General features: G+C 63.0%; 18 protein-coding genes and 1 pseudogene. All 19 read right to left on the bottom strand.

Features of this window, described 5'->3' with window-relative positions; genetic code table 11:
• Window positions 1–34 precede the first annotated feature (34 nt).
• On the bottom strand, window positions 35–1,756 hold the full coding sequence (locus DFR37_RS14620; protein WP_108233287.1) for a UvrD-helicase domain-containing protein: 1,722 nt from the start codon (window positions 1,754–1,756) through the stop codon (window positions 35–37).
• Window positions 1,753–3,555, bottom strand: coding sequence for an ATP-dependent nuclease (locus tag DFR37_RS14615; RefSeq protein ID WP_012205971.1), 1,803 nt, complete (start codon window positions 3,553–3,555; stop codon window positions 1,753–1,755). Before DFR37_RS14615 ends, DFR37_RS14620 begins: the two co-directional genes overlap by 4 nt.
• Before the next feature lie 172 nt (window positions 3,556–3,727).
• On the bottom strand, window positions 3,728–6,007 hold the full coding sequence (locus tag DFR37_RS14610) for a helicase-related protein (RefSeq protein ID WP_033990589.1): 2,280 nt from the start codon (window positions 6,005–6,007) through the stop codon (window positions 3,728–3,730).
• A 135-nt stretch (window positions 6,008–6,142) separates the two neighbouring features.
• Complete coding sequence (locus tag DFR37_RS14605; RefSeq protein WP_008266046.1) at window positions 6,143–6,448, bottom strand: hypothetical protein; 306 nt, start codon at window positions 6,446–6,448, stop codon at window positions 6,143–6,145.
• A 69-nt stretch (window positions 6,449–6,517) separates the two neighbouring features.
• Window positions 6,518–6,829, bottom strand: coding sequence for a hypothetical protein (locus DFR37_RS14600; RefSeq protein ID WP_012251142.1), 312 nt, complete (start codon window positions 6,827–6,829; stop codon window positions 6,518–6,520).
• A 102-nt stretch (window positions 6,830–6,931) separates the two neighbouring features.
• Window positions 6,932–8,077, bottom strand: coding sequence for a DUF6094 domain-containing protein (locus DFR37_RS14595; RefSeq protein ID WP_223723579.1), 1,146 nt, complete (start codon window positions 8,075–8,077; stop codon window positions 6,932–6,934).
• A 40-nt stretch (window positions 8,078–8,117) separates the two neighbouring features.
• Window positions 8,118–8,768 carry a hypothetical protein gene (locus DFR37_RS14590; RefSeq protein ID WP_012251144.1) on the bottom strand — a complete coding sequence of 217 codons (651 nt, stop codon included), beginning with the start codon at window positions 8,766–8,768 and terminating at the stop codon, window positions 8,118–8,120.
• Window positions 8,769–8,852: 84 nt separating this feature from the next.
• The gene (locus DFR37_RS14585) at window positions 8,853–9,260 is read right to left on the bottom strand and encodes a hypothetical protein (protein WP_113934046.1); all 408 of its coding nucleotides are present in this window, start codon (window positions 9,258–9,260) and stop codon (window positions 8,853–8,855) included.
• A gap of 94 nt (window positions 9,261–9,354) precedes the next feature.
• Complete coding sequence (locus DFR37_RS14580; RefSeq protein WP_012205968.1) at window positions 9,355–10,053, bottom strand: DUF3275 family protein; 699 nt, start codon at window positions 10,051–10,053, stop codon at window positions 9,355–9,357.
• 95 nt (window positions 10,054–10,148) lie between these two features.
• Window positions 10,149–10,976 carry a DUF932 domain-containing protein gene (locus DFR37_RS14575; protein ID WP_113934045.1) on the bottom strand — a complete coding sequence of 276 codons (828 nt, stop codon included), beginning with the start codon at window positions 10,974–10,976 and terminating at the stop codon, window positions 10,149–10,151.
• Between the two features lie 150 nt (window positions 10,977–11,126).
• Complete coding sequence (locus DFR37_RS14570; RefSeq protein ID WP_026383897.1) at window positions 11,127–12,041, bottom strand: DUF3577 domain-containing protein; 915 nt, start codon at window positions 12,039–12,041, stop codon at window positions 11,127–11,129.
• Window positions 12,042–12,419: 378 nt separating this feature from the next.
• Window positions 12,420–13,232, bottom strand: a complete 813-nt coding sequence (locus DFR37_RS14560; RefSeq protein WP_012205965.1) for a hypothetical protein — start codon at window positions 13,230–13,232, stop codon at window positions 12,420–12,422.
• 280 nt (window positions 13,233–13,512) lie between these two features.
• Window positions 13,513–13,791: a hypothetical protein gene (locus DFR37_RS14555; protein WP_012205964.1), complete on the bottom strand. Its 279-nt coding sequence runs from the start codon at window positions 13,789–13,791 to the stop codon at window positions 13,513–13,515.
• Between the two features lie 94 nt (window positions 13,792–13,885).
• Window positions 13,886–14,623, bottom strand: a complete 738-nt coding sequence (locus tag DFR37_RS14550; protein WP_012205963.1) for a DUF5983 family protein — start codon at window positions 14,621–14,623, stop codon at window positions 13,886–13,888.
• Between the two features lie 212 nt (window positions 14,624–14,835).
• On the bottom strand, window positions 14,836–15,228 hold the full coding sequence (locus tag DFR37_RS14545; protein WP_012205962.1) for a hypothetical protein: 393 nt from the start codon (window positions 15,226–15,228) through the stop codon (window positions 14,836–14,838).
• Between the two features lie 21 nt (window positions 15,229–15,249).
• Window positions 15,250–15,462, bottom strand: a complete 213-nt coding sequence (locus DFR37_RS14540) for a hypothetical protein (RefSeq protein WP_003158617.1) — start codon at window positions 15,460–15,462, stop codon at window positions 15,250–15,252.
• Between the two features lie 331 nt (window positions 15,463–15,793).
• Window positions 15,794–16,024 (bottom strand): annotated as a pseudogene (locus DFR37_RS14535) (hypothetical protein); the annotation flags it as partial.
• Window positions 16,025–16,562: 538 nt separating this feature from the next.
• Complete coding sequence (locus DFR37_RS14530; protein WP_012205960.1) at window positions 16,563–18,575, bottom strand: DNA topoisomerase III; 2,013 nt, start codon at window positions 18,573–18,575, stop codon at window positions 16,563–16,565.
• 269 nt (window positions 18,576–18,844) lie between these two features.
• On the bottom strand, window positions 18,845–19,285 hold the full coding sequence (locus DFR37_RS14525; RefSeq protein WP_012205959.1) for a single-stranded DNA-binding protein: 441 nt from the start codon (window positions 19,283–19,285) through the stop codon (window positions 18,845–18,847).
• Between the last annotated feature and the right edge of the window lie 47 nt (window positions 19,286–19,332).

The raw sequence follows: 19,332 nt of genomic DNA, 5'->3' as shown, positions 1-19,332 counted from the left end.
CGTGCTGATTTGGACAGTACTCGCTACCAGCTGATTACAAAAAAATGCTGCGGTCTCCCGATGGCGTCAGGATTGTTGCTCTCTTCATAGCTCTTGTGACTGCGACCCGCAGTGCCAAAAGGGCTTGGCTTTGACGAGAAGTATCTGCATTCGCAGGCACAATTCGTCCAGCATATCGCCCTTCGTAAATCAGTACCTCGTCAAACTCCTTACCCTTTGCTTTGTGAATGGTCATGAGATGAACTCCACGCCATTCCTTGGCGGCTGCTGTGAAATGCTCCTGCAGCAAAGCGCCCCGGACAGCTTCGATAGCGCCGACATACTGTCCTTGGGATCTCCAAAGCTCTGACAAAGACGCCCGCAGGTTTGAGCCCTTGTGAAGCAGGCGGAGATACTTGGCATCAGCGGCAACGCGCGACAGTTGGCCAACGGCAGACGTCGCGAGAAGCCCCCGCGCAGTCAACCAGTCTTCTTCAGGATGGCCGGTGAATACGACGTCCTGGCGAAGCGCTGCTAGGCGCGCGCACTCGCTGATCAACGCTTGGCGATTCTTGCCGCGGATCTTTCCGGAGACCAAGTATTGGTCGATGGCGTCGGCCATGTCGAGTTCCGCCTGCGCAGGGCGTTTGGTGCCACTGCGGCCCCGGATGTGGGTATGTAAGGCGGAGAGTAGCCGCGCAGCCAGAAGCTCCGAAGGGCCTCCTTCCATTAGCGTGGCGATGACGTTTGCCGCAAGCGCCGGGGATTCCGCGTCCATCGCCACCTCGTGGCGAAGGTTGGGCATGCCATCGGACTCCGCGGAGAGGTAGTCGGACACTTGAAGCATGAAGGCCTTGGATGGGACGAGCACTGCGATGGACCAGGCCGGCTCCTTGCGAAGTCGCTTGATTGCCTGGATGAGCTGGGCCTTCGCATGGAAATGCGGACCCCTTCCGTAGTACACGCCGTACTCGACCACCGACACATTGGCATAGACGGCGCCCTTGTTTTTCCCGGTGAGCAAGTCTGAACCGTACGTTGCGATGTCGGTTCCGGCACTGCGATGATTCTCCCCTTCAAACTCGACTGGCAAGGGGTCGAACTGGTCCACGAATTCCTTGAGCCGCTGAGGATCGGCGCCGCGGAATTCGTAAATACGCTGGTCGGGGTCGGCCAAGGCAATGATCCTGCAGCCGCGTCCAAGCTCGCGGACCATCGCCCATTCGTCGGCGTTCGTGTCCTGGAACTCGTCCACGACGAGTATCGGGTAGGTCGCTGTGTAGATACCTGCCAGCCGCCGGCTGCGGCGCAGCAGTTCAGCCGTCAACTGGGCGAAGAGGTCGAAGTGGAGCAGCCCCTCTTCATGGAAAAGGCGCAACTTCTCCTGGTGATGCTGCTCCTTGGCAAAGTGAGCCAAGCGCGCGGAGCCCTCGGGAGGTGGTAGGAGCTGGAGCGGCTTTCCGTTGTTGAGCAGATAGCCATGACTTCGCAGAACGCTCCATGCGAAGCCGTGATAGGTGTTGACATCTAGAAGTCTCAGATCATCCGCGGTGATGAGTTCCTTGGCTTTCTCAAGGACCCGTGCCACTGTGGGCCTCGCGAAGCTGAGAAACAGGATGCGCTGGCCTGATAGGAGCTTTGCTGATCGAATCTCGTCCCTGGCTTTGACCAGGGCGACATGCGTCTTTCCGGAGCCTGGACCACCCATGGCGAGCACGTGCCCCGTGCTTTGCAGAAAGTCCCTCTTCTGCGGTGTCCAGTCTTGTTCGACCGTCATAACTCTTCGTCATCGAACGGTGCTGCCGCCGCTGACGGCACGGGTGGCAGCGGCGGAGGTTCGACGGTGATGTGGATCACCCGCAGCGTGTCCCGGACATACTGCGGCATCTCCGCCTCGGTGCAGCACCCGAGCAAGTCGCCGGCATCGCCGCTTCCCTTGGCCCAGCCAAAGAATTGCCGCAATGCGTCGCGAATTTGCTCCACGGTCTGGGCGGCGTTAGGAGTTTTGGCGATCAGATGGTTCGGCCACGCGTTCTCCGCGACGAGGCTGAGCGCATATCGACGAAGGGCTGCCTCCGCGGTGTGGTGCAGCACTACGTTCTCGAAACCTTTCTCGGCAGATTCAAATGAGTGGTGCACGGCGGCCTTGATGGCAGCGGAAGCGGCTGGTTCCTGCTTGTCGAACACAGCAAAGACCGTCTTGCCCAAGTCTCTAAAGAACTTGCCGAGAGGCGCAACCTGCGCATCGGTTTGCGCATCGATGACGGCCACCCCCAGGGCCTCAAGCGTCTTGTATTCTGTGGGGTTCAAGTCGTTAAGCCGGCGCGCCGCTGCAGGTATCGCATCGAACTCCGTTCGACCTTCGACAACAAGTACATATCGGGCAAGCAGCGCTTCACAGAAGCGGGCCCTGAACTCTGCCTTGTATGCCTTGGGCTTGACCGCTGGTGGGTATGTCGCCAGCATCGCAGAAAGCTTGCCCCCGTCACGCCGCAGCACATGCATCTCGGACGGCGCGAATTCTTCGAGCACATAGGGCGAGTGCGACGTGAAAAGCGCCTGTGCCGACGTCTCGCGCACGCTGTTAACGATGCGCTTCTGGGTATGTGGCGGAAGGGCGATCTCGGGCTCCTCCATCGCGAAGATGACGTTCTGCTTCAGGCCCGCGATGATGGATAGCAGCGCCAGCACCAGTGTATTGATCGTGCCGGTGCCCTGATGGTGATATGGCGCGCAATAGGTGCTGCCGTCCGGACGCTTCGCGCCGGTGCCCATGAAAACGGTCAAATCCTTGCGCAGGGCCTCTCTAGTGAGATCCGACACGCGCATGTGAGGTTCCTCTGCCCAGTCAGAAGGAACGAATCGGCGAACAGCGTCCTGGACGTCCTTCAAGAGCGGGGCGATGCCGAGTTCCGGCTTATCGGCCACGGGGAGTTTGCGCAACTCGTTCAGCAGGTCTTCCCACATCGTCACGCGCTTGTCTTGAAGCCTGAGGATGACATCAAGCAACGACCCGCGCTCCAGGCTCAATGCCCGCGCCCCTGTCCTCAGCGTCCGGAGGTACAGGAAGCCGCACTTGCGCTTGTCGGTCGTTTTGAAAGTTGGGTGAGTACCTTCAGCTAGCACTGGGGTCGCGAAGAAAGTATTGCCCGTGAAGTCGTCTTCTTCCTTGTCGTAGCGACCCTCGAAAAACACCCGCAGCGCGGCCGACACGTCTGACGCATCCGTGCCTTCCGGGGGCGGGCCTACGAGTAGCGTCTTTTCCGTGGCGGACCACCACTCGATGTGGTCACGAAAGTGTCGCTGCTGCTCGGCGGACAGGTCACTGACGATAACTTCAATCCGAATGAGAACCGGATCTCCCTCTTCATCCAGGTAGCGCCCGGCGTGGAAGTCGTGCTCGTCGATGACGGGTCTTCGGGAGAGCCGTTCCGGGCCGAGGACGAGATCTATGGCCTCCAGCAGCGTTGACTTCCCGACGTTGTTGTCACCGAGAAATACGCTGTGGCCTGACAGCGTCACGATGCCGGATTCAATCCCACGAAACTTTTCGACCTTGACTTTTGCAATCTGCATTGGCTCCCCCGATTCTGCTCATGTGAGTTTAGCCAGTAACCAATCGTTTCTCCAAAGAGAGTCCACACTGAATCTGAAAGGACGCAGCCACGTCCTGCGGAGACTGCGGGACGTGGCTGCAAGGTGGGAAGAACAGAAAGCCGGCGGCGCTAGGCCGGCGATGGCGTGGAAATTAGGTAGCCACCAACTGCCGAGCCAGTGCGACCTCGACGGAATCACCGTCCTGGTTCAGAACATCCAGCCCCGATTCGGGCACATCGCCCGAGGTGGACTGCGAGACCATGATCTTCTTGGCCATCAGTTCCAGGCAGGTCATCTGCGAGGAACCGGCGTAGCCGAGGTAGATCACGCGCACGGGCTGTTTCTGCCCAATGCGCCAGGAGCGGCGTGCTGCCTGTTGGAGCGAGTACACGTTGTAGCCACTTTGCATGAACACAATCGTCGGGAACTCCAGCAGGTCCAGCCCCGTCTTGACCAGCTCGGGATTGGTGACGAGCACGTCGATGCCCCGGTCCAGTTGCTCGGCGATCCAGTCCTCGCGGCGGCTGGCATCCACGCTTGCGCGCAGTACCGCCACCTTGAATCCTTCCTGCTCCAGCAGCCCCTTCAGGCGTGACGTGGTGTCGCGCGTTCCGGTATAGACCGTGTAGGCCAGAACCTTGCGCCCCTGTTCCTTCTCCGCTTTGCAGATGTCGATCAGCTCGCGCTCCTTGGGGCTGATCTCGAACTCATTGAACTGAGCCGGGACAAACGCCAAGGTGTTGCGCGTGCGCGGATGCACCACGGTCTCCGACCGGAAGCAGCAATCCGGCCAGGCCAATAGCACGTTGAGCACCACCCCCAGCAAGGTCGTATCGCGTCGCGCCAGAGCCTGTTTCAGTTCTGCGGTCAGCCGACCCGCCAGATCGCGGTAGGCCGCAGCTTGCGCCACGTCCATCTGGACTTCACGAAACTCCTCGTCATACGGCGGCAGGACGTTGCCACCGATGTCCTTGAGCTTGAGGAAAATCGTAAACGGCAGGATGCAGCGCAAGACGCCTTTCGGGCCGAAGCCGGGAGCCTTGACCGTGCGCACCGATACCTTGGTGCCCTTGGCTGTCTTGTGCGCCGTGCCGGCGCTCTCGGAGTAGATGTCCTTGAGGACGCCGTGATCGCGCATGAATGCCATCGCAGCCGAGGTCATGCTGCCGCTCGTGGTCGGGCGGTAGCCGTCTTCGATCATCCGTCCGGGCAGTGCCCGGAACAGCAGGTAGAACAGATCATCGCCGTAGCCGCCCATCAGCGTGCCGGTCAGCAGCAAGGTCTTGCGAGCCTTCGCCGCCAGCACGCCCATGGCCTGGCCCTGGGCACTGCCACCGTTCTTGTACTCGTGCGCCTCGTCGGCGATGAGCAGGTCGAACGTGCCTTGCGGTAGGTAGCGTTTGATGAACTCGGACGGTTGGTAGCCGCCTTCGCCAAAGCCAAACTCCATGTTGGCCATCGCACGTTCCATGCGCGTGGCCTGACGGTCGGAAAACACCAGCTCGCCGTTGCCATCCATGAGGTTGATGAACTCATGGATGTTGTCGCCCAGCATCGAGGCCAGGAAGCCGTCACCGAACTTCTGCATCAGCTTCTGTGCGGTGACTTCCCCGATGGTCGGGATGCGCTTCAAGGCTTTGAGGACGACCGAGGACTGGTCGCTGCCGGACAGGCTACGCGGGCGGATCAGCGTCCACAGGGGCGCGGCGCAGTGGCTGCACTTCCTGCGGGACTCCTCGGCTTCGAGCGCGACCGGGTTGACCGGCTCGCCGTCGAGGTCGGTGATGAGTGTGCCGCAGTCCGGGCAGGCTGCCACGTCGCCGTGGCGGGTGCGCCGCTGGGTGAAGACAGGTTTCCAGTGGAACCCCATCCGCATCCTGACGCGCCCCAGGATGAAAAACTCCTGGCCCGTGGGCTGCACACCCAACTGCTCGCGCAGCTTGATGAGCTTGACCAGCGTGTCCGGGCCATTGAGCACCCAGACCTTGGCGCCGGCCACCGTCTCCTGGATCTCACGCCGCCACTTGTAAACCAGGTGGGGAGGCGAAAGCACCAGGGTGCGGCGGTAGCCTTCGGCGTTGAGCACGGCGGCCGTGGCGATGCCGACGGTCGTCTTGCCGCAGCCCATTTCGCCATTGACGATCGCAGCGCGCTCGCCTTGATCGACCAGCAGCTCGGCGGCGGCATGGACAACTTCAGCCTGGGCCTGGAACAGCTTGCGCTTGAGGCTGGCAACGACGAGTTGCCGCTGCGCCTGCGCTTGACCGGCATAGACCGGCGGGTTGGCGCGGTTGAGAGAATCGAGCAGTTCGTCGCCGAACTCGCCGACGAAAACCTGAAGGCTCAGGGTCAGAGGGTTGGATTCCGCTTCGAGCAGTTCGCCCTGTACGGGCGCTGCATCGTTGGCGGTGGTGTCGAGATCAACGGACATGGTGATGCTCCAAAGAAAAATGGGACATGCACCACCCCAGCGGGGCGATGGCATGCCCCGTGGTGGGAAGAGAGACGGCGAACCGTCGGTGGTTGGACAGTGCAGGCGCTCGTGGCCTGCGGTGACAACTCGCGGTCAGTACTCGGACGGCAGCACGATGCGGGTCGCGCTGCGATCTGCTTCGGTGAAGATGCGGATGCTCAGGTCACGGGTGACGACGTAAAACGAATCGAGGCGTTCACCAGACTCCAACGCAGCGTTGTTCTGTTGCCATTGGTAGTCGGCGACGTCGCCCCAGTCGCCACGCATGTGGCGTTCGAAAAACGGCATGGGATCGAGCCGGCCTTCGTTCATCAGGCGTTCGACGCCTTCGCTGAACTCCAGTGCACCGATCTCGAACAGCCGTTTGCGGCGATGCTTGTCATGTTGGTTGGATGTCATGTGGCTTTCTTCTGAGTAGAGGGGCTACAGCACCCTTGAGGGGTGTCGGTGGCCCCGCGTTAGAGAAGATCAGTACTCGCTGGGCAACAGCAGCGTGGTGACGCTGCGATCCCATTCGGTGATGATCCAGAGCTTCAGGCCGGGTGTGACCTGGTAGGAAGAGAACAGGCGATCCTCACCGGACTTCAGCGCGGCATCGTTCTGCCGCCTGTCGCTGTCGTCGAGGTCGCCCCAGTCGCCACCGAGGTGGCGGCGCAGATACGGAATCGGGTTGAATTGGCCCTGTTGGATCAGGTCATCGACGCCGCAGGTCATGACCACCTGGCCGGGCGAGAAGCGCAGGCTCGGGGTCTGGCTGATGGAAAGTGCTTGGGCTGCCATGGAAGGCTCCTGGAGATGGAGGGGCCACGGCACCCCATCGGGGCGACTGGACCCCGGTGGGTGGAAAAAATCGACGGCGAACCGCCGGCGGTGGAGAAACGATCAGCGAATGGTCAACACCTCGCCCCGCGTGGCGGAGCCAGGCGTCATGTCCCATGCACGGATGACAGGAACGAACTTGTCGGTGAGGATGCGGGTTTCGGCGATGGAGCCGTCGTCGCGTTCGGTGAATTCCCGCTGGAGCGTCTTGTCCTTGTGGGTGTCACCTTTGACGACGAGCACGCGCCCCGCCTTGGATTGCACGACTCCCGAGATCGCGCCTGCGGCCAAAGCCAGGGCGAGATGCCAGTGGGACAAGGCCCGCGCCGGTGGACGCAGCGTCTGCTGCGCGGCCCCCAACTGCGTATCCCGCGACGGCCAGAGGCCTTGCAGCCTGCCAACCTCATCGGCGAACTGCTCCGGCTCCATCGTCACGCGGAAGAAATGCCCCGGCTCTGCCGGGCTGGTGGGGACGATGTACGGCAGGAACGGCCATTCGCTCGGCAGCTCCTCGGCTTCGACTTCGCCAAGCCCAACCTGCAGCAGCAGATTGCGCACGGCCTTGACGCCATCGGGCGTCTGCTCGCGCTGGCGCACCCGGCGACCGAAGATCACCACCTGCTTGAACTGCGTTTCCACCGCTCGGTAGATCCGCAGATCGGTGTAGTGGCGTGTCAGCCAGCCGACCAGCTCGGCGTCGAGCACGTAGCCGGGAACGATGAAGACCAGCACGCCGCCGTACTGCAACAGGGGCAGCGTGCGCTGGTAGAACAGTTTTTCGAGGCGGGCACGGCCCTGACCCTGATAGCCAATGTTGCCGTTGACGTCCTTGGACAGGTCGCCATACGGCGGATTGAGCCAGAGCAGCCCAAAGGACTGTTTGGAGATCATCGTGTCCATCAGGTCCGCGTGCAGGCAGTGATCGACCAGGCCGCGGGCATGGCGCGCCCGCTCTGCGTCGAACTCGACGGCGAACGCCTTGGCATGCTCGCGCCCGAGGGCATGAGCCGCTTCGGCAATCGCCACGCCTTCGCCGGCGCAGGGATCGAGGATGCACATCGGCCCATTGGATTCAGGCGCACTGGGCATCAGTGCATTGAGGGCTCTTTCGAGCGTTGGTTCGTCGGTCGGGAAGTACCCGTTCTTCACGAAATTGCGGGCGAGCCGCGGGAACATGAGCGCCATGGAAGTCTCCTGGTTGGCGGGGATGATTGGCGAAGGCGCGCCTTGGCGTGCCTGCGCAGGTGGGTCAAGCCGCTACCGTTTCCGGCGTCCAAATCTTGGCCGGATAGGGATAGGCGGTGAGCACGTCACTGCGGATCAGCGAGCCGAGCGCCAGGGTCAGCGCCGGCACGTCGATGGCGAGCCGATGGCCCACCAAAGGCCCGAGGGCGAATGGCAGACGGGTCAGCATCTCGCGGCTTTGCAGCAGTTCCAGCACGGTTTCGCGCCAGTGGTCGAGCAACGGCAGTGGGCAGGTGTCCTGCACCAACGTCCACAGGCGGTCAAGCCGGTGGTCGCTATCGCGGGGCAGCAATGCCAGTGCGCTGGCGTTGGCCTTGTCGGGCTTGACGCAGCGCCGATCGAACAGCCACACGTTGGACAGCGAACCGAACAGCGTTCGCCGGTAGGCGCGGGTCATGCGCTTTTCCAGGCGATCGACGTTGCTGACGAACACCGGGACGCTGCTGCCCTGGTCGGTGATGAGGTGGAACTGCTCCAGGCCCTGCTCGTCGCGCCCGAGGGTCAGGCGAGCCAGGAACTGCTGGACGGCGGTGTCCCGTGCCCAGATCGACAGGAAGATCAGGTTGCCCTGGTCATCGCCGACGCAAGCGTCGGCCATCACGTCCGGGCATTCGTCGATGCGGTACAGCGTGGTGGAAGAAGTGTTTGCGGGCATGGTGGTGTCCTCGGATGAACGGGAACAGCACCGCCCGCAGGGGGCAAGCACTGCCCCTTGGGGTGGAAAAAAGGCGTCCCTGACTCAGACCGTCAGCGCCGTAGCTGGAGCTGTGGCTTCCTTGGATGTGCGCCGCCGCGCGTGGTAGGCGCGAACGCCTGCACGCCAGTCGGCGGATTGCTCCGGTGCGAGGTTCAGATAGGACAGCGGGCACGAGTAGTAGTACGGGTGCATGGATTCGTCCAGTGGCTTATAGCCCCACTGGCCGCCGCTGCGTTCCAGCAGATCGCAGCGGATGGTGCACAGGGACTGGCCCGGTGCGAGATCACGGTGTACGCCTTCGGCCTTGGCCGTCACTTGCACAACAGACCAGAGGACGTTGCCACGCAGCGCGTGGGCGATGACCTTCACGCTGGCGCGTTCGGTCTCTTGCGGTGCGATCAACTCCGCGATCAGTTCAGACCGCGATTGGGGTAAGAAATACCAGCCCATGAGAGGCCTCCTGGAAAAATTGAGCCAGAAGCCTCCCCGGTGGGGAAGACCCCCGGCGGGTGGATGAAGCACACCGCAGATGCGGTGCCCAGTACTACGCAGGTTGCAGTTCGGCCTGGCGGCTCCACTCCTGCGTCTTGAAGTCCAGCGCGTAGCCCAGTTCGCCCAGGCGGACGATCTGCGCGCGCAGGGTGCGGCGGTCGATGGTCGAATCCAGTTTCACGGACTCGCCCAGCGGCCAGAGCAAGCTGAACAGCGCGGCGTCGCCATCTTCGGTACTGCAGGGAGCAGTTGCCGCAGCGGGCGTCGGCGCATCCACGCCGAAGGGCGTGGTATCGACCAGCGGGTCTGTGGATGCCTGTACGGGTGCGGGCTTGGCGGGCCTGGAGGTTTTGCTGGGCTTGGCCGGTGTTGCCGGTGTTGTTGCAGGCTGTGCGCCCAGCTCTTCATCAAGTGGATCGAGGTCCTGGGTGGCGAAGCTGCGTGCTTCGTCACGGCTCAGTTTGTCGATGTCGTAGAGCGTCATTCCGTCCAGGCTGGCGCGGATCTCGAAGCGCATGCCGCCACCGACCGGGTAGGACTTCGGGAAGATGTACCTGATGATGAACTCCCCGTCGTACTTGCCTTCGGGGTATTGCTCCAGCTCCGGGTCCTTGACCTCGAACGTACCAAGGTGCGTGGCGAGGCGTCCGACCGTGAAGGGGCCGTTCTTGCCGCGGATGGTACGCAGCGTGAGCTGGCCGGGGACGATGATGGGCGAAACCGATTGCTCGGGTGCCGATTTGGCTGTCATGGTGGTACTCCTGATGATGAATGACGGACGGCTGGTGGCAGCCGGTGGATGAGAGGAAATGAACCTCGCCCGAGGTGGGCAAGGTCCACTTGGCATCACGCCTTGAGCTGGCGCATGCCTTCGGCCAGGAGCCACAACGCCCGGTTCAGGCGCAGGTTCTGGTCGATGCCTTGCACCGGGCGGGTGCGCTGATTGCGGCCATTGGCCGAGCGTCCATTCAGGCCCCCCTTGACGAGGTTCTCTTGGACACGGTTGAAGACGGCCCACAGGTCATCCCTGCGGTCGTCCCAGCGCCTGGGCGCGAGCAGTTGACGCTCCGTGACAGGCGTCGGCTTGGCAGGATCGTCGTACTTGAGTGCCAGCGCTGAGTGCGCGAAGATTTCTGCTTCGCCCTCATTGAGGGTGATGGTGCGCATCGCATCGCGCGAGTCCTTCACGCGCTCGAAGCCTTCAAGGACTTCGTAGGCGCCTTCGATCACCTGGCTGGCCACATCCCCCTTGTGCGGGACACGGATGTCGGCGGTGGTATCGCCGCAGACCAGGCCGTTGTGGCAGACGAATCTGAACATGCCTGCCAGCATCTGGTAACTGCTCGTGCCGTCGTGGCTGTTGAGCAGGATGATCTCGTTCGCCTCGTCGCCGTTGATCTGGCTGGCATGGCGAAGTCGGATGAGATGCTTGGTGTGCTCGCGCCGATCCTCGTTGCGCACGCGCGTCTGGCACACCATGAAGGGCTCGAAACCCTCCTGGCGCAGCTTGGCGAGCACGGTCGAGGTCGGTATGTAGGCATACCGCTCGGATCGGCTCCCATGCGGAGCGTCGGCGAAGATTGATGGAGCAATGGCGCGAATGCGGTCGTCCGAGAGCGGGCGATCTGAGCGCAGGATCGGGGACTGCGGAGCAAAACGGGATGCCAGAGACATGGCTGTTCTCCTGTGAAAAATGCGACAACCGCGCGGCCGTCTGACCACGCGGAACTCGGGGGAAGAAATGCGCGAGCGCGCTATGCGGATGGAGGACGCTGCAGATGCAGCAAGGAGAAGCGGCAAGGCCCCATGAGGGGCCATGCCGGATCAGAACGAAGCAGCCAATGCCGGCTCCTGCTCCTCGACTTCACCTTCGGGCTCGCACTCGGCGGGCTCGGCAGGCTGATCTGCAGCGGGGGCGGCGTCCTCGGCTTCGGGCGCGGGAGCGTCCTGGGCCGGCGGCGAATCTGCTTGCGCGGGGCTCGTCGGATAGACCTTGGTGCCGTCGATCTTGATCAGGCCGATGTGGATCAGTGTCGAATCCAGGCTTGCGGCCGGTTCCCCAGCGCGCTCACCCTTGGTGCGGATGTACGGATCGATCTTCATGTCGTTGAGACGGAAAGCGATCAGCACCTTGCAGTCCCCTTCGATGGCCTGCACGCACCGGCGAACCAGATGCTCGGCTTCAGGGGTGGTGACGATGGTGTCGAAGTACCGATACTCCGGTTCATCGACAGGCCCGGCCAGAGCGGCGACGGTGCAAGAGAGGAACGGGTCGCCATCTTTGGGTGTGACGTCCTTCGGACGGCTGAGGTAGCCGATGCCGCGGGTGACCAGCTCGTGCTGCCTGATCGAAGCCAGTTCGGCCCGGTCAAGCGGCTCGGCCTTGAGCAGTCGCGCCTTGAGGGACGCGGCGGCTTGGCCTTTCTGCTCACCCTTGTCGCGGATATACGCATCGCCCCACAGGTCGCCGAGGCGAAAGCGCACCAGTGGGCGCTGCTTGGGATCGTCAACGCCGATGTAGCGCTCGACCAGCTTCTTGGCCTCGGCACCCGAGACCTTGACGTCGAAATAGCGATAGCTGGGATCCTTTGCGGAACCGACCAGCGCGGCGATGGTGCATGCCAGGAAAGGCTGCGCACGGCGGCCGCCCCGAACAGGCACTTCACGGGCACGCTGGATGTAACCGATGCCCGAGGTGTGGAGGTCGAAATACGATTTCTCGTTGGACGTGGTGCTCATGGTGAATCTCCATAGGGATGAAGCGGAGACACACCGGCCCCACGCAGCGGGGAAAGGTGCGTAACCCCGCGATGGGTTGATAAGGCGAAAGCATCCACCACCAGAGACTGGTGGCCGCTCGCGGATGGATGCGGTGCGAGCTGGCTCGGTCACGCAGTGGGAACTGCGCCGCAACCTCGAAGACCGATGGTTGCCTGGCATGTCGCTGACAACGTCAGCAGGCATGGGCTCAGCATGGCCAGGCCTCGCGCGCGAGGCAGCCATCAATCGGTATCCGATCGATTCCCTTTGATGAAATCTCCCACGGCAGAAAAAAGGCCCTCCTTCCGAATGGAGGGAGAGCCTGTGGGGGCATGTCGCCTGGTACTTTTCGTGGTGTCACGCCGGTACAGCGCGGCGCCGTCGGGACGTCTCCGCGCCGATCACGCTCACGTCGATCAGGCGCCAGCGCCCGTCGTCTATGAGTCGCTCCAGCACTTCGCCGAGCATGTCGAAATACACCTCGTCGTGCCGATCGACCAACTCGCCGTCGCGGCGCAGCTCCACCGCATAGGTATCGCTGCCGGGCTGGTAGAGGATCGTCACCTGGCCGGCGAACTTCGCGGTCGAAACCGTGAAACTGATCGCCGGAGGCGTTTCGATGATCCTGGACGGCGTCGGATCGACCCAGGTGAAGTCGTGGGCGCCCGCATCGACCAGCATGTGGGTGATGCGCCGGAACCCGTCGGGCGCCGGCATTTCCTCCAACTGCTCGATGAGCTGACCCAGTTCCATGCACTGCGGCTCGGGAATGGGCAACTTGGCCGGCGCGGAGCCGAGGATGTGTGTCTTGACGGTGTAGGGCGTGCCGTCGGACATCATCTCGGTGCGCTCTTCTGGCGTGTCCGCACGCAGACCGTCGAAACGACGACGGGCATAGGGTTGGACATGCACCTTGGTGCCCTCGCTGGGAACGGTGGTCACCAGGTTGGGATCGAGTACCGCGAACTCGCTGGGCTTGAGCTTGACGACGATGGCGTCTTCGCTGGCTGCGACCACCTTGCCGTCGAAGGGCTGGGGATCAATGACAAAGCCCAGTGTCGAGGACTGTGGCTGATCATCGAACACGCGGTACTTGAACGACCGCACGTTGCGGGGCACATGGCCTGCGACCAGCGAAGGCATCAGGGTCTTGATAAGAGAGCGATCCATGTGAATCTCCTTGAGGAAGAACAAGGGATTCCCCGCCCGCAAGGGAGAGGTCCCTTGTGGGTGGATGGGCGCGATGCGTCCGTAGAAAGAAACAACCAGCACGGTTTCCCGCGCTTGCAGCCTTGAAGGTCTTGGCTGCCTGGGCATGTGTCGGCAACGCCGACGAACATGGGGTAAAGATGGCCCTTGAGTGAGCGGCCTGCGCTCAGGAAACCGCACCGCGCCGCACCCGCTTTCCTGCGCCGCGACAAGAAAAGGCCCCTCGAAAGCGGCTGGGTGGTCAGACTTGGTACACGAAGTAGTGTTCGCGCTGACGTGGAAAGAACACGTGCTTCCACGAGTCGCCGCCGGTATTGCCGCCGTCGAAGACGACCATTTCGTAGGCATCAATGTCGGTGTCTGCCAGATCGGCGCTGGCGATATGGCGCATGTGCAGCATGCCGCTCAAGCGCTCGAATACCAGGATCTGGCCGATGGCGTCGTCCTGGCCCATGGCGTTGACGCAGGCTCCAAGCTGATGCTCGAAGTCGCGTGCGGGCGAGATGAGGTCGGGGAACATAAAGTGCTCCTATGGAATTGGACCAGCCCGGCTCCCAGAAAGGAGACGGGCTGGCATGGAGGGCAAAGAGGAAGGTGGGCGCGTGGTGTGTTTGCTAGGGCTCGGCCAGCGGCAGGCCCAGCAACACGGGCGCGTCAGCGTCGAGGATGAGGATGCGCACATCGGCCTGGCCAGCCAGCTCCAGGATGTTCGCCAGGTCGGCGGGCATGCCCTTGCTGCGGTGCTCCTGCCGAAGCTGCTCGGCGGTGATGCCCTCGGCGTGCTCCAGGTTCTTGTCCGTCCAGGGCGTGGAGATCAGCTTGACGCCGATCGCCGGGCTGTACGGAACCCGAAAGGCGATGAACAAAAAGGCCTCCGGCGTGGCAAGGTCCGCCAGGTTGGCGAGGTACTGGCCGGTTTCCTGGCTGATGTGCGCGCTGCTGATCTCCCAGCATCGGCTGTAGTAGCCGGTCTCGAAACTCAGGCGCTGCACAACTTCCCGCGCGGCTTCGACCGAATAGCTGTCACCGACGTGGATCAGGCGGCCGTCGAAGTCCTCGCCATGAATGGCATAGACCACGGCACCGATCACGCCTTCGCCGTTAACGCCTTCATCGGCATCGCATTCGGCCAGTGCTTCGGCACTCACAGGTTCAGAGCCGTTCGTGACCACCGCAAAATCGCTGGTGACGATGCAGGACGATGAAATCAATTCCTCGTCGGAAAGATGTTGTTGGCTCGGGTGGATGTTTCGCCAGACATGCGGAATTCCGTCCTCGTAGCTGATGGACAGCGTGCGGACGATCTTCAAATTCCAGTAGCCACGGAGAAAGGGATTGGGATTCTGGGACATGGGAACTCTCCAGATTGAATAATGGAGCCAATTCCCGCCACCGGGAATTGGACCCGGTGGGTTGAAAGGGGAAAATGCGTCAGTCGGCGCTGATCGTTGGCTTTGATTCAGCCGCTTTACGCTGGGCAACGGAAAGGAAATCGAGGGGCATGGCTGTGTGGGCGCATGTCCCTCGTGGGGAACGAAAAGACGGGGGTGTGCCGGAAACGGGCTCACCAGCCGCTGTAGTTCAGCATCAAGTCGGCAATGACCTTGCGGCGTTCCAAGTCGAGACCGTCGAAGTCCGACAGCCCGTGGAAATGGCAGCGTTTGAGCATGGCACCGCCCTCGTGCGCGTTGTAGAAGCTGACCATGGCGGACAGAAACATGCGTTGCCCGCTGCTCAGGACACCGAGGGCATCGTTGAGCCGCAGCATGTTGGGACGCAGATCCCACTTGCTTTTGGCCTGGTTCAGGCCGTCACGGGTGCCGTCGCCGAACCATTCGGGGCCAGCGATCTCGGCACCACGCTTCCATGCCTCGAAGAAGGCTTGGGGCGCGGCAGCGAAATGCTGCTCTTCCCGCATGATCTGATCGACGACTTCCTGCGGCAGCAGTTGATTCATGGCGTGATTCCTCCAGTTGGATCAGGGAATGGCGAGCTGGGACCAGCCGCCTCTTTCGAGGGCACGTTGAGCCGCCGCATGGCTGCGGAAGTACTCGTGCGATTCCCGCGAAACGGGACCTTCGGTATCGCGCGTGCCGATGTAGTGGCCGGCGGCGCTTTGCAGGACTTCGAGCGGCAGGAACTTGCCGCAATAGGTCAAGGCCAACTGGCCGAAAGAGGCTTTGTGGGACATGGGTAGGCTCCTTGGAAAAGCGGGGCCTTGTCCCTCACGGGATGGCAGCTCCCGCACGCGGTGGATAAAAAGCATCGGCGTCACGGGGGCGCGTGTCCGCAGACTTGATGCGATACGGACTGGCGGGTTACGCGGGAAGAACCCACGGCAGCCTGGAACCCATGGCTGCTGGCATGTGCTGACGAATCAGCGAACATGCGGGCAGCTTCGTCCGGGGGCCGCGCTGCGTCAGTTGGAAAACGACATTCGGCCCAGCCCGGATTGATGGGCGCAGAGACAGAAAACCCGCATCGAGTGCGGGCTGTCAGGGGGGGGGCGTGGGTGCGTTGGCTCACTCGGTCGTGTCGCCCAGGACATGCTGCTTCCACAGGGCGAATGCCTCGTCCTGTCCCAGTTCGGCCAGGACCACAATGGGTTGCGCCTGCCGCGCACGCAGCGAAGCGAAATACGCCTTACGGTCGGCGATGGCCTTGAGATTGATGCCATCGATGAACAGCAGTTTGCCGCCCTTGATGAACAGCACCTTGTTGCCAAGGTCGCGCTCGAACGCGGCTCGTACTTTCTCCGGTTGTTGCATGCGTCGGTTTCCTGTTGCTGTGGCCGGCCGTTGGCTCGGAACGTTGATCGGCGAGATGAAGATGCCGAAGGCTCGCTGACCTTCGGCTCGGGAGGAAATAACCACCCGTGGGCTGTTGCAGGCCCGGTCGTCGCTAGAACCGTCTGCTCATCAGCAATCACACCCGGCCCATGTCGTGGCTGGGGCCGGCATCGTCTGGCGCACATCCGCGCACAAAGGGAGCCCGTTTTTGCGCCGGTGGGCACCGGCACCGAATACCGCTGACCACAAAGGGTCTCCGGGTGGCTCGCGCTGCCTGGTAAGCCATCGGGGGACCCTTCGCAGTGGGCGGGAGAAACACAGACCAGCAGAACACGCGGGAGACGGTTCGCGGAAAAGCTACCTTCAGGTCCCGCAGCCGGGGACGGCTGGGCGGGACGCGCACACGGACAAGAAGGTGTTGCGCGCTGGGCGACCCGCAGGGGCGTGCGGGACACGGGCCACGCCTTTGAAACAGGGCGCGGCCCACGGGAAACGGAGTCAGTCAGGCGCCTTTGCGGCCGCTGCTACGCGAGCGCGAAGCGCCACGCTTGGGCGTACCGGATTCGACCGGCAGCGTGCCTTTGCAGTCGGGGTAGCGACTGCACGACCAGAATGGGCCGCTCTTGCCGGTGCGCTGGCGCGTCGCTGCGCCGCACTGCGGACATGCTGGCCCATGGGGAAGCTTGATGGACAGGGACATGCTGCCGTACTGCGCGATCAACTGCGAAATCCAGGCGGCCTGCTTGCTGAGGAATACGTCCAGGGTGAGCTGTCCCGCCTCGATCATGTCGAGCGCCTGCTCCCACACTGCCGTCGTGCCGGGGTCTGCAATCGCTGCGGGCACGGCGTCGATCAGCGTGAACGCCGCATCCGATGCGCGAATGGAGCGCCCCTTCTTCACGATGTAGCCACGGGCGATCAGCACGCTGATGATGTTGGCCCGCGTCGCCTCGGTGCCGATGCCCGTCGTGTCTTTGAGCTTCTGCTTCAGGCGCGGGTCGGTCACGAAGCGCGCAATGCCCTTCATCGACTTGACCAGTTCGCCCTGGGTGTAGGGCTTGGGCGGCATCGTCTTGAGCGCCTTGATCTCGACCTCAGCCACCTGGCACGCCAGGCCCCCACGCAGCGGGGGCAGCACCTGGCTGCGCGCCGCGTCGTCGCCGTCCTCATCCGCTTGCGGTTCGGCCAGCACCAGACGCCAGCCTTTGACGACCACCTGTTTACCGGTGGCCACCAGCATCTGCTGGCCGCAGGAAAACTCAGCCACGGTACGGTCGAACTCGTGGTGCGGGAGGAACTGCGCCAGGTAATGCGCCCGGATCAGCCGGTACACCGCCAGTTCCTTCTCGCTCAGAGGAGAGAGGTTCGCGGGTTCGAGCGTCGGAATGATGCCGTGGTGCGCCGTGACCTTGCCGTCGTTCCATGCACGCGAACGCTGGGAGCGGTCGAGCTGGCTCATGATCGGGCGCAGCGACGGATCGGTCTTGAGCAGGCTGTCCAGGACGGCGGGCACCTCGGCGAACATGCTTTCGGGCAGATAGCCGGAGTCCGAGCGCGGGTAGGTCGTGGCCTTGTGCGTCTCGTACAGGGCCTGGGCGATCTGCAATGTCTCCTGCACGTCCAGCCCGAGCTGCTTGGAACAGACCTCCTGCAAGGTGCTCAGGTCGAACAACAGTGGCGGGCCTTCGCGCACGCGCTCGGTCTCGACCGACACCACCTGGGTGTTGTCCGCGACGCGAATCTGCAGCGCCGCCTGCTGGGCGACCGGCTGTTGCAGGCAACGACCGGCGTCGTCGGTGCAGCCGTCGGGCGCAACCCACTGCGCGGAGAAAGCCTGACCCTCTGTGGACAGAGACACGTCGATGGCCCAGAACGGCGCCGACTTGAAAGCCGCGATTTCGCGGTCGCGATCAACGACCAGCTTCAGGGTCGGGGTCTGGACACGTCCGACCGACAGCACGCCGTCGTAGCCCGCCTGCCGCCCGAGCAGCGTGAAAAGACGGCTGAGGTTCATGCCCACGAGCCAGTCTGCCCGCGAACGCGCCAGCGCCGAGTAATACATCGGCAGCGTATCGGACGACGGTCGCAGCTTGCCGAGCGCGGTGCGGATCGACGCATCGTTGAGCGCCGACAGCCACAAGCGCTCGATGGGACCACGGTAGCCGCACAGGTCGATGATCTCGCGGGCGATCAGCTCGCCCTCGCGGTCGGCATCGGTGGCGATGACGAGATGGGTCGCCTTCGCCAGAAGCGCCTTGACGACCTTGAATTGCGTGGCGGTCTTGGGTTTGACCTCGACCCGCCACTGCTGGGGAATGATGGGCAACTGCTCCAGTGACCAGCGCTTGAGCGCCGCGTCATAGACTTCGGGTGCTGCCGCTTCTACGAGATGGCCGATGCACCAGGTAATCGTGACGCCGGAGCCGCTGAGGCAGCCTTCACCGCGCTGCGTCGCGCCGAGAATCCGGCCAATATCCTTGCCCTGGGAGGGCTTCTCGCACAAGAACAGCCGCATGTCCGTCCATCCGATTTCCGTGGTTCATTGAGTTGCTGGAATCGAGGATGCCGAGCACCGCCAAGGGCAGCAGCAAACAAGTCGCGAGCGGTGGCGACCTCTTTCACGGGATGGAATGGCTGGGGTGGAGATGGCGTGCAGCCGGGGGGTGCGGGCCGGGAGCCGCGATTTTCGGGAGCGCGTGGAAGCCGGTGGACGTTGATGGAGCTATCCCCTGGGGATAGCTCGCGGGTGCATGGAGCGGCGAACAGTGGCCGGCTCATACCGGGTCACTTCCTACGCCGCGGCTCTTTTGGCGCAGCCGGTTCCTGGGCGGCCTGGGACTTTGCCTCCGCATCCTGCGGCTTCGGGCTGAGGGTCACGGACTCGATGCGAAACGGCAGGATGCCGACGCTGCGCGCGTTGATCTGCCAGGTTTCGCGCGGCTGATCCTCGTTGTCCGTCCAGGGTTCGCGCTCCATGCGTCCGACGACCAGCACGCGCATGCCTTTCTGGTACAGATCCTTCCAGTGTGCGACGTCACGGTGCCAGATTTCCACCGGTGCCCAGAAACCGCCGCGATCCTCGAAGTCGCCGCCTTTGGTGGGAACGGGGTTGTCGAAGTACACGTTCAGCCGCAGCAAGCGCCGCGGCTCGTCGTTGCCGTTGGGGAACTCCCGGTACTCGGGCGGTGAGCCAATGTTGCCTTCACCCCAAAAATGCGTGCTCATGTTGCAATCTCCATGGTGGTTGAAATACCCGTGCCGCGTCGGCGTCG

Source organism: Eoetvoesiella caeni, from assembly GCF_003315175.1.
Classification (GTDB): domain Bacteria; phylum Pseudomonadota; class Gammaproteobacteria; order Burkholderiales; family Burkholderiaceae_B; genus Eoetvoesia; species Eoetvoesia caeni.
The sequence above is the reverse complement of the archived record's forward strand: the minus strand, read 5'-3'. Positions and strand labels throughout refer to the sequence as shown.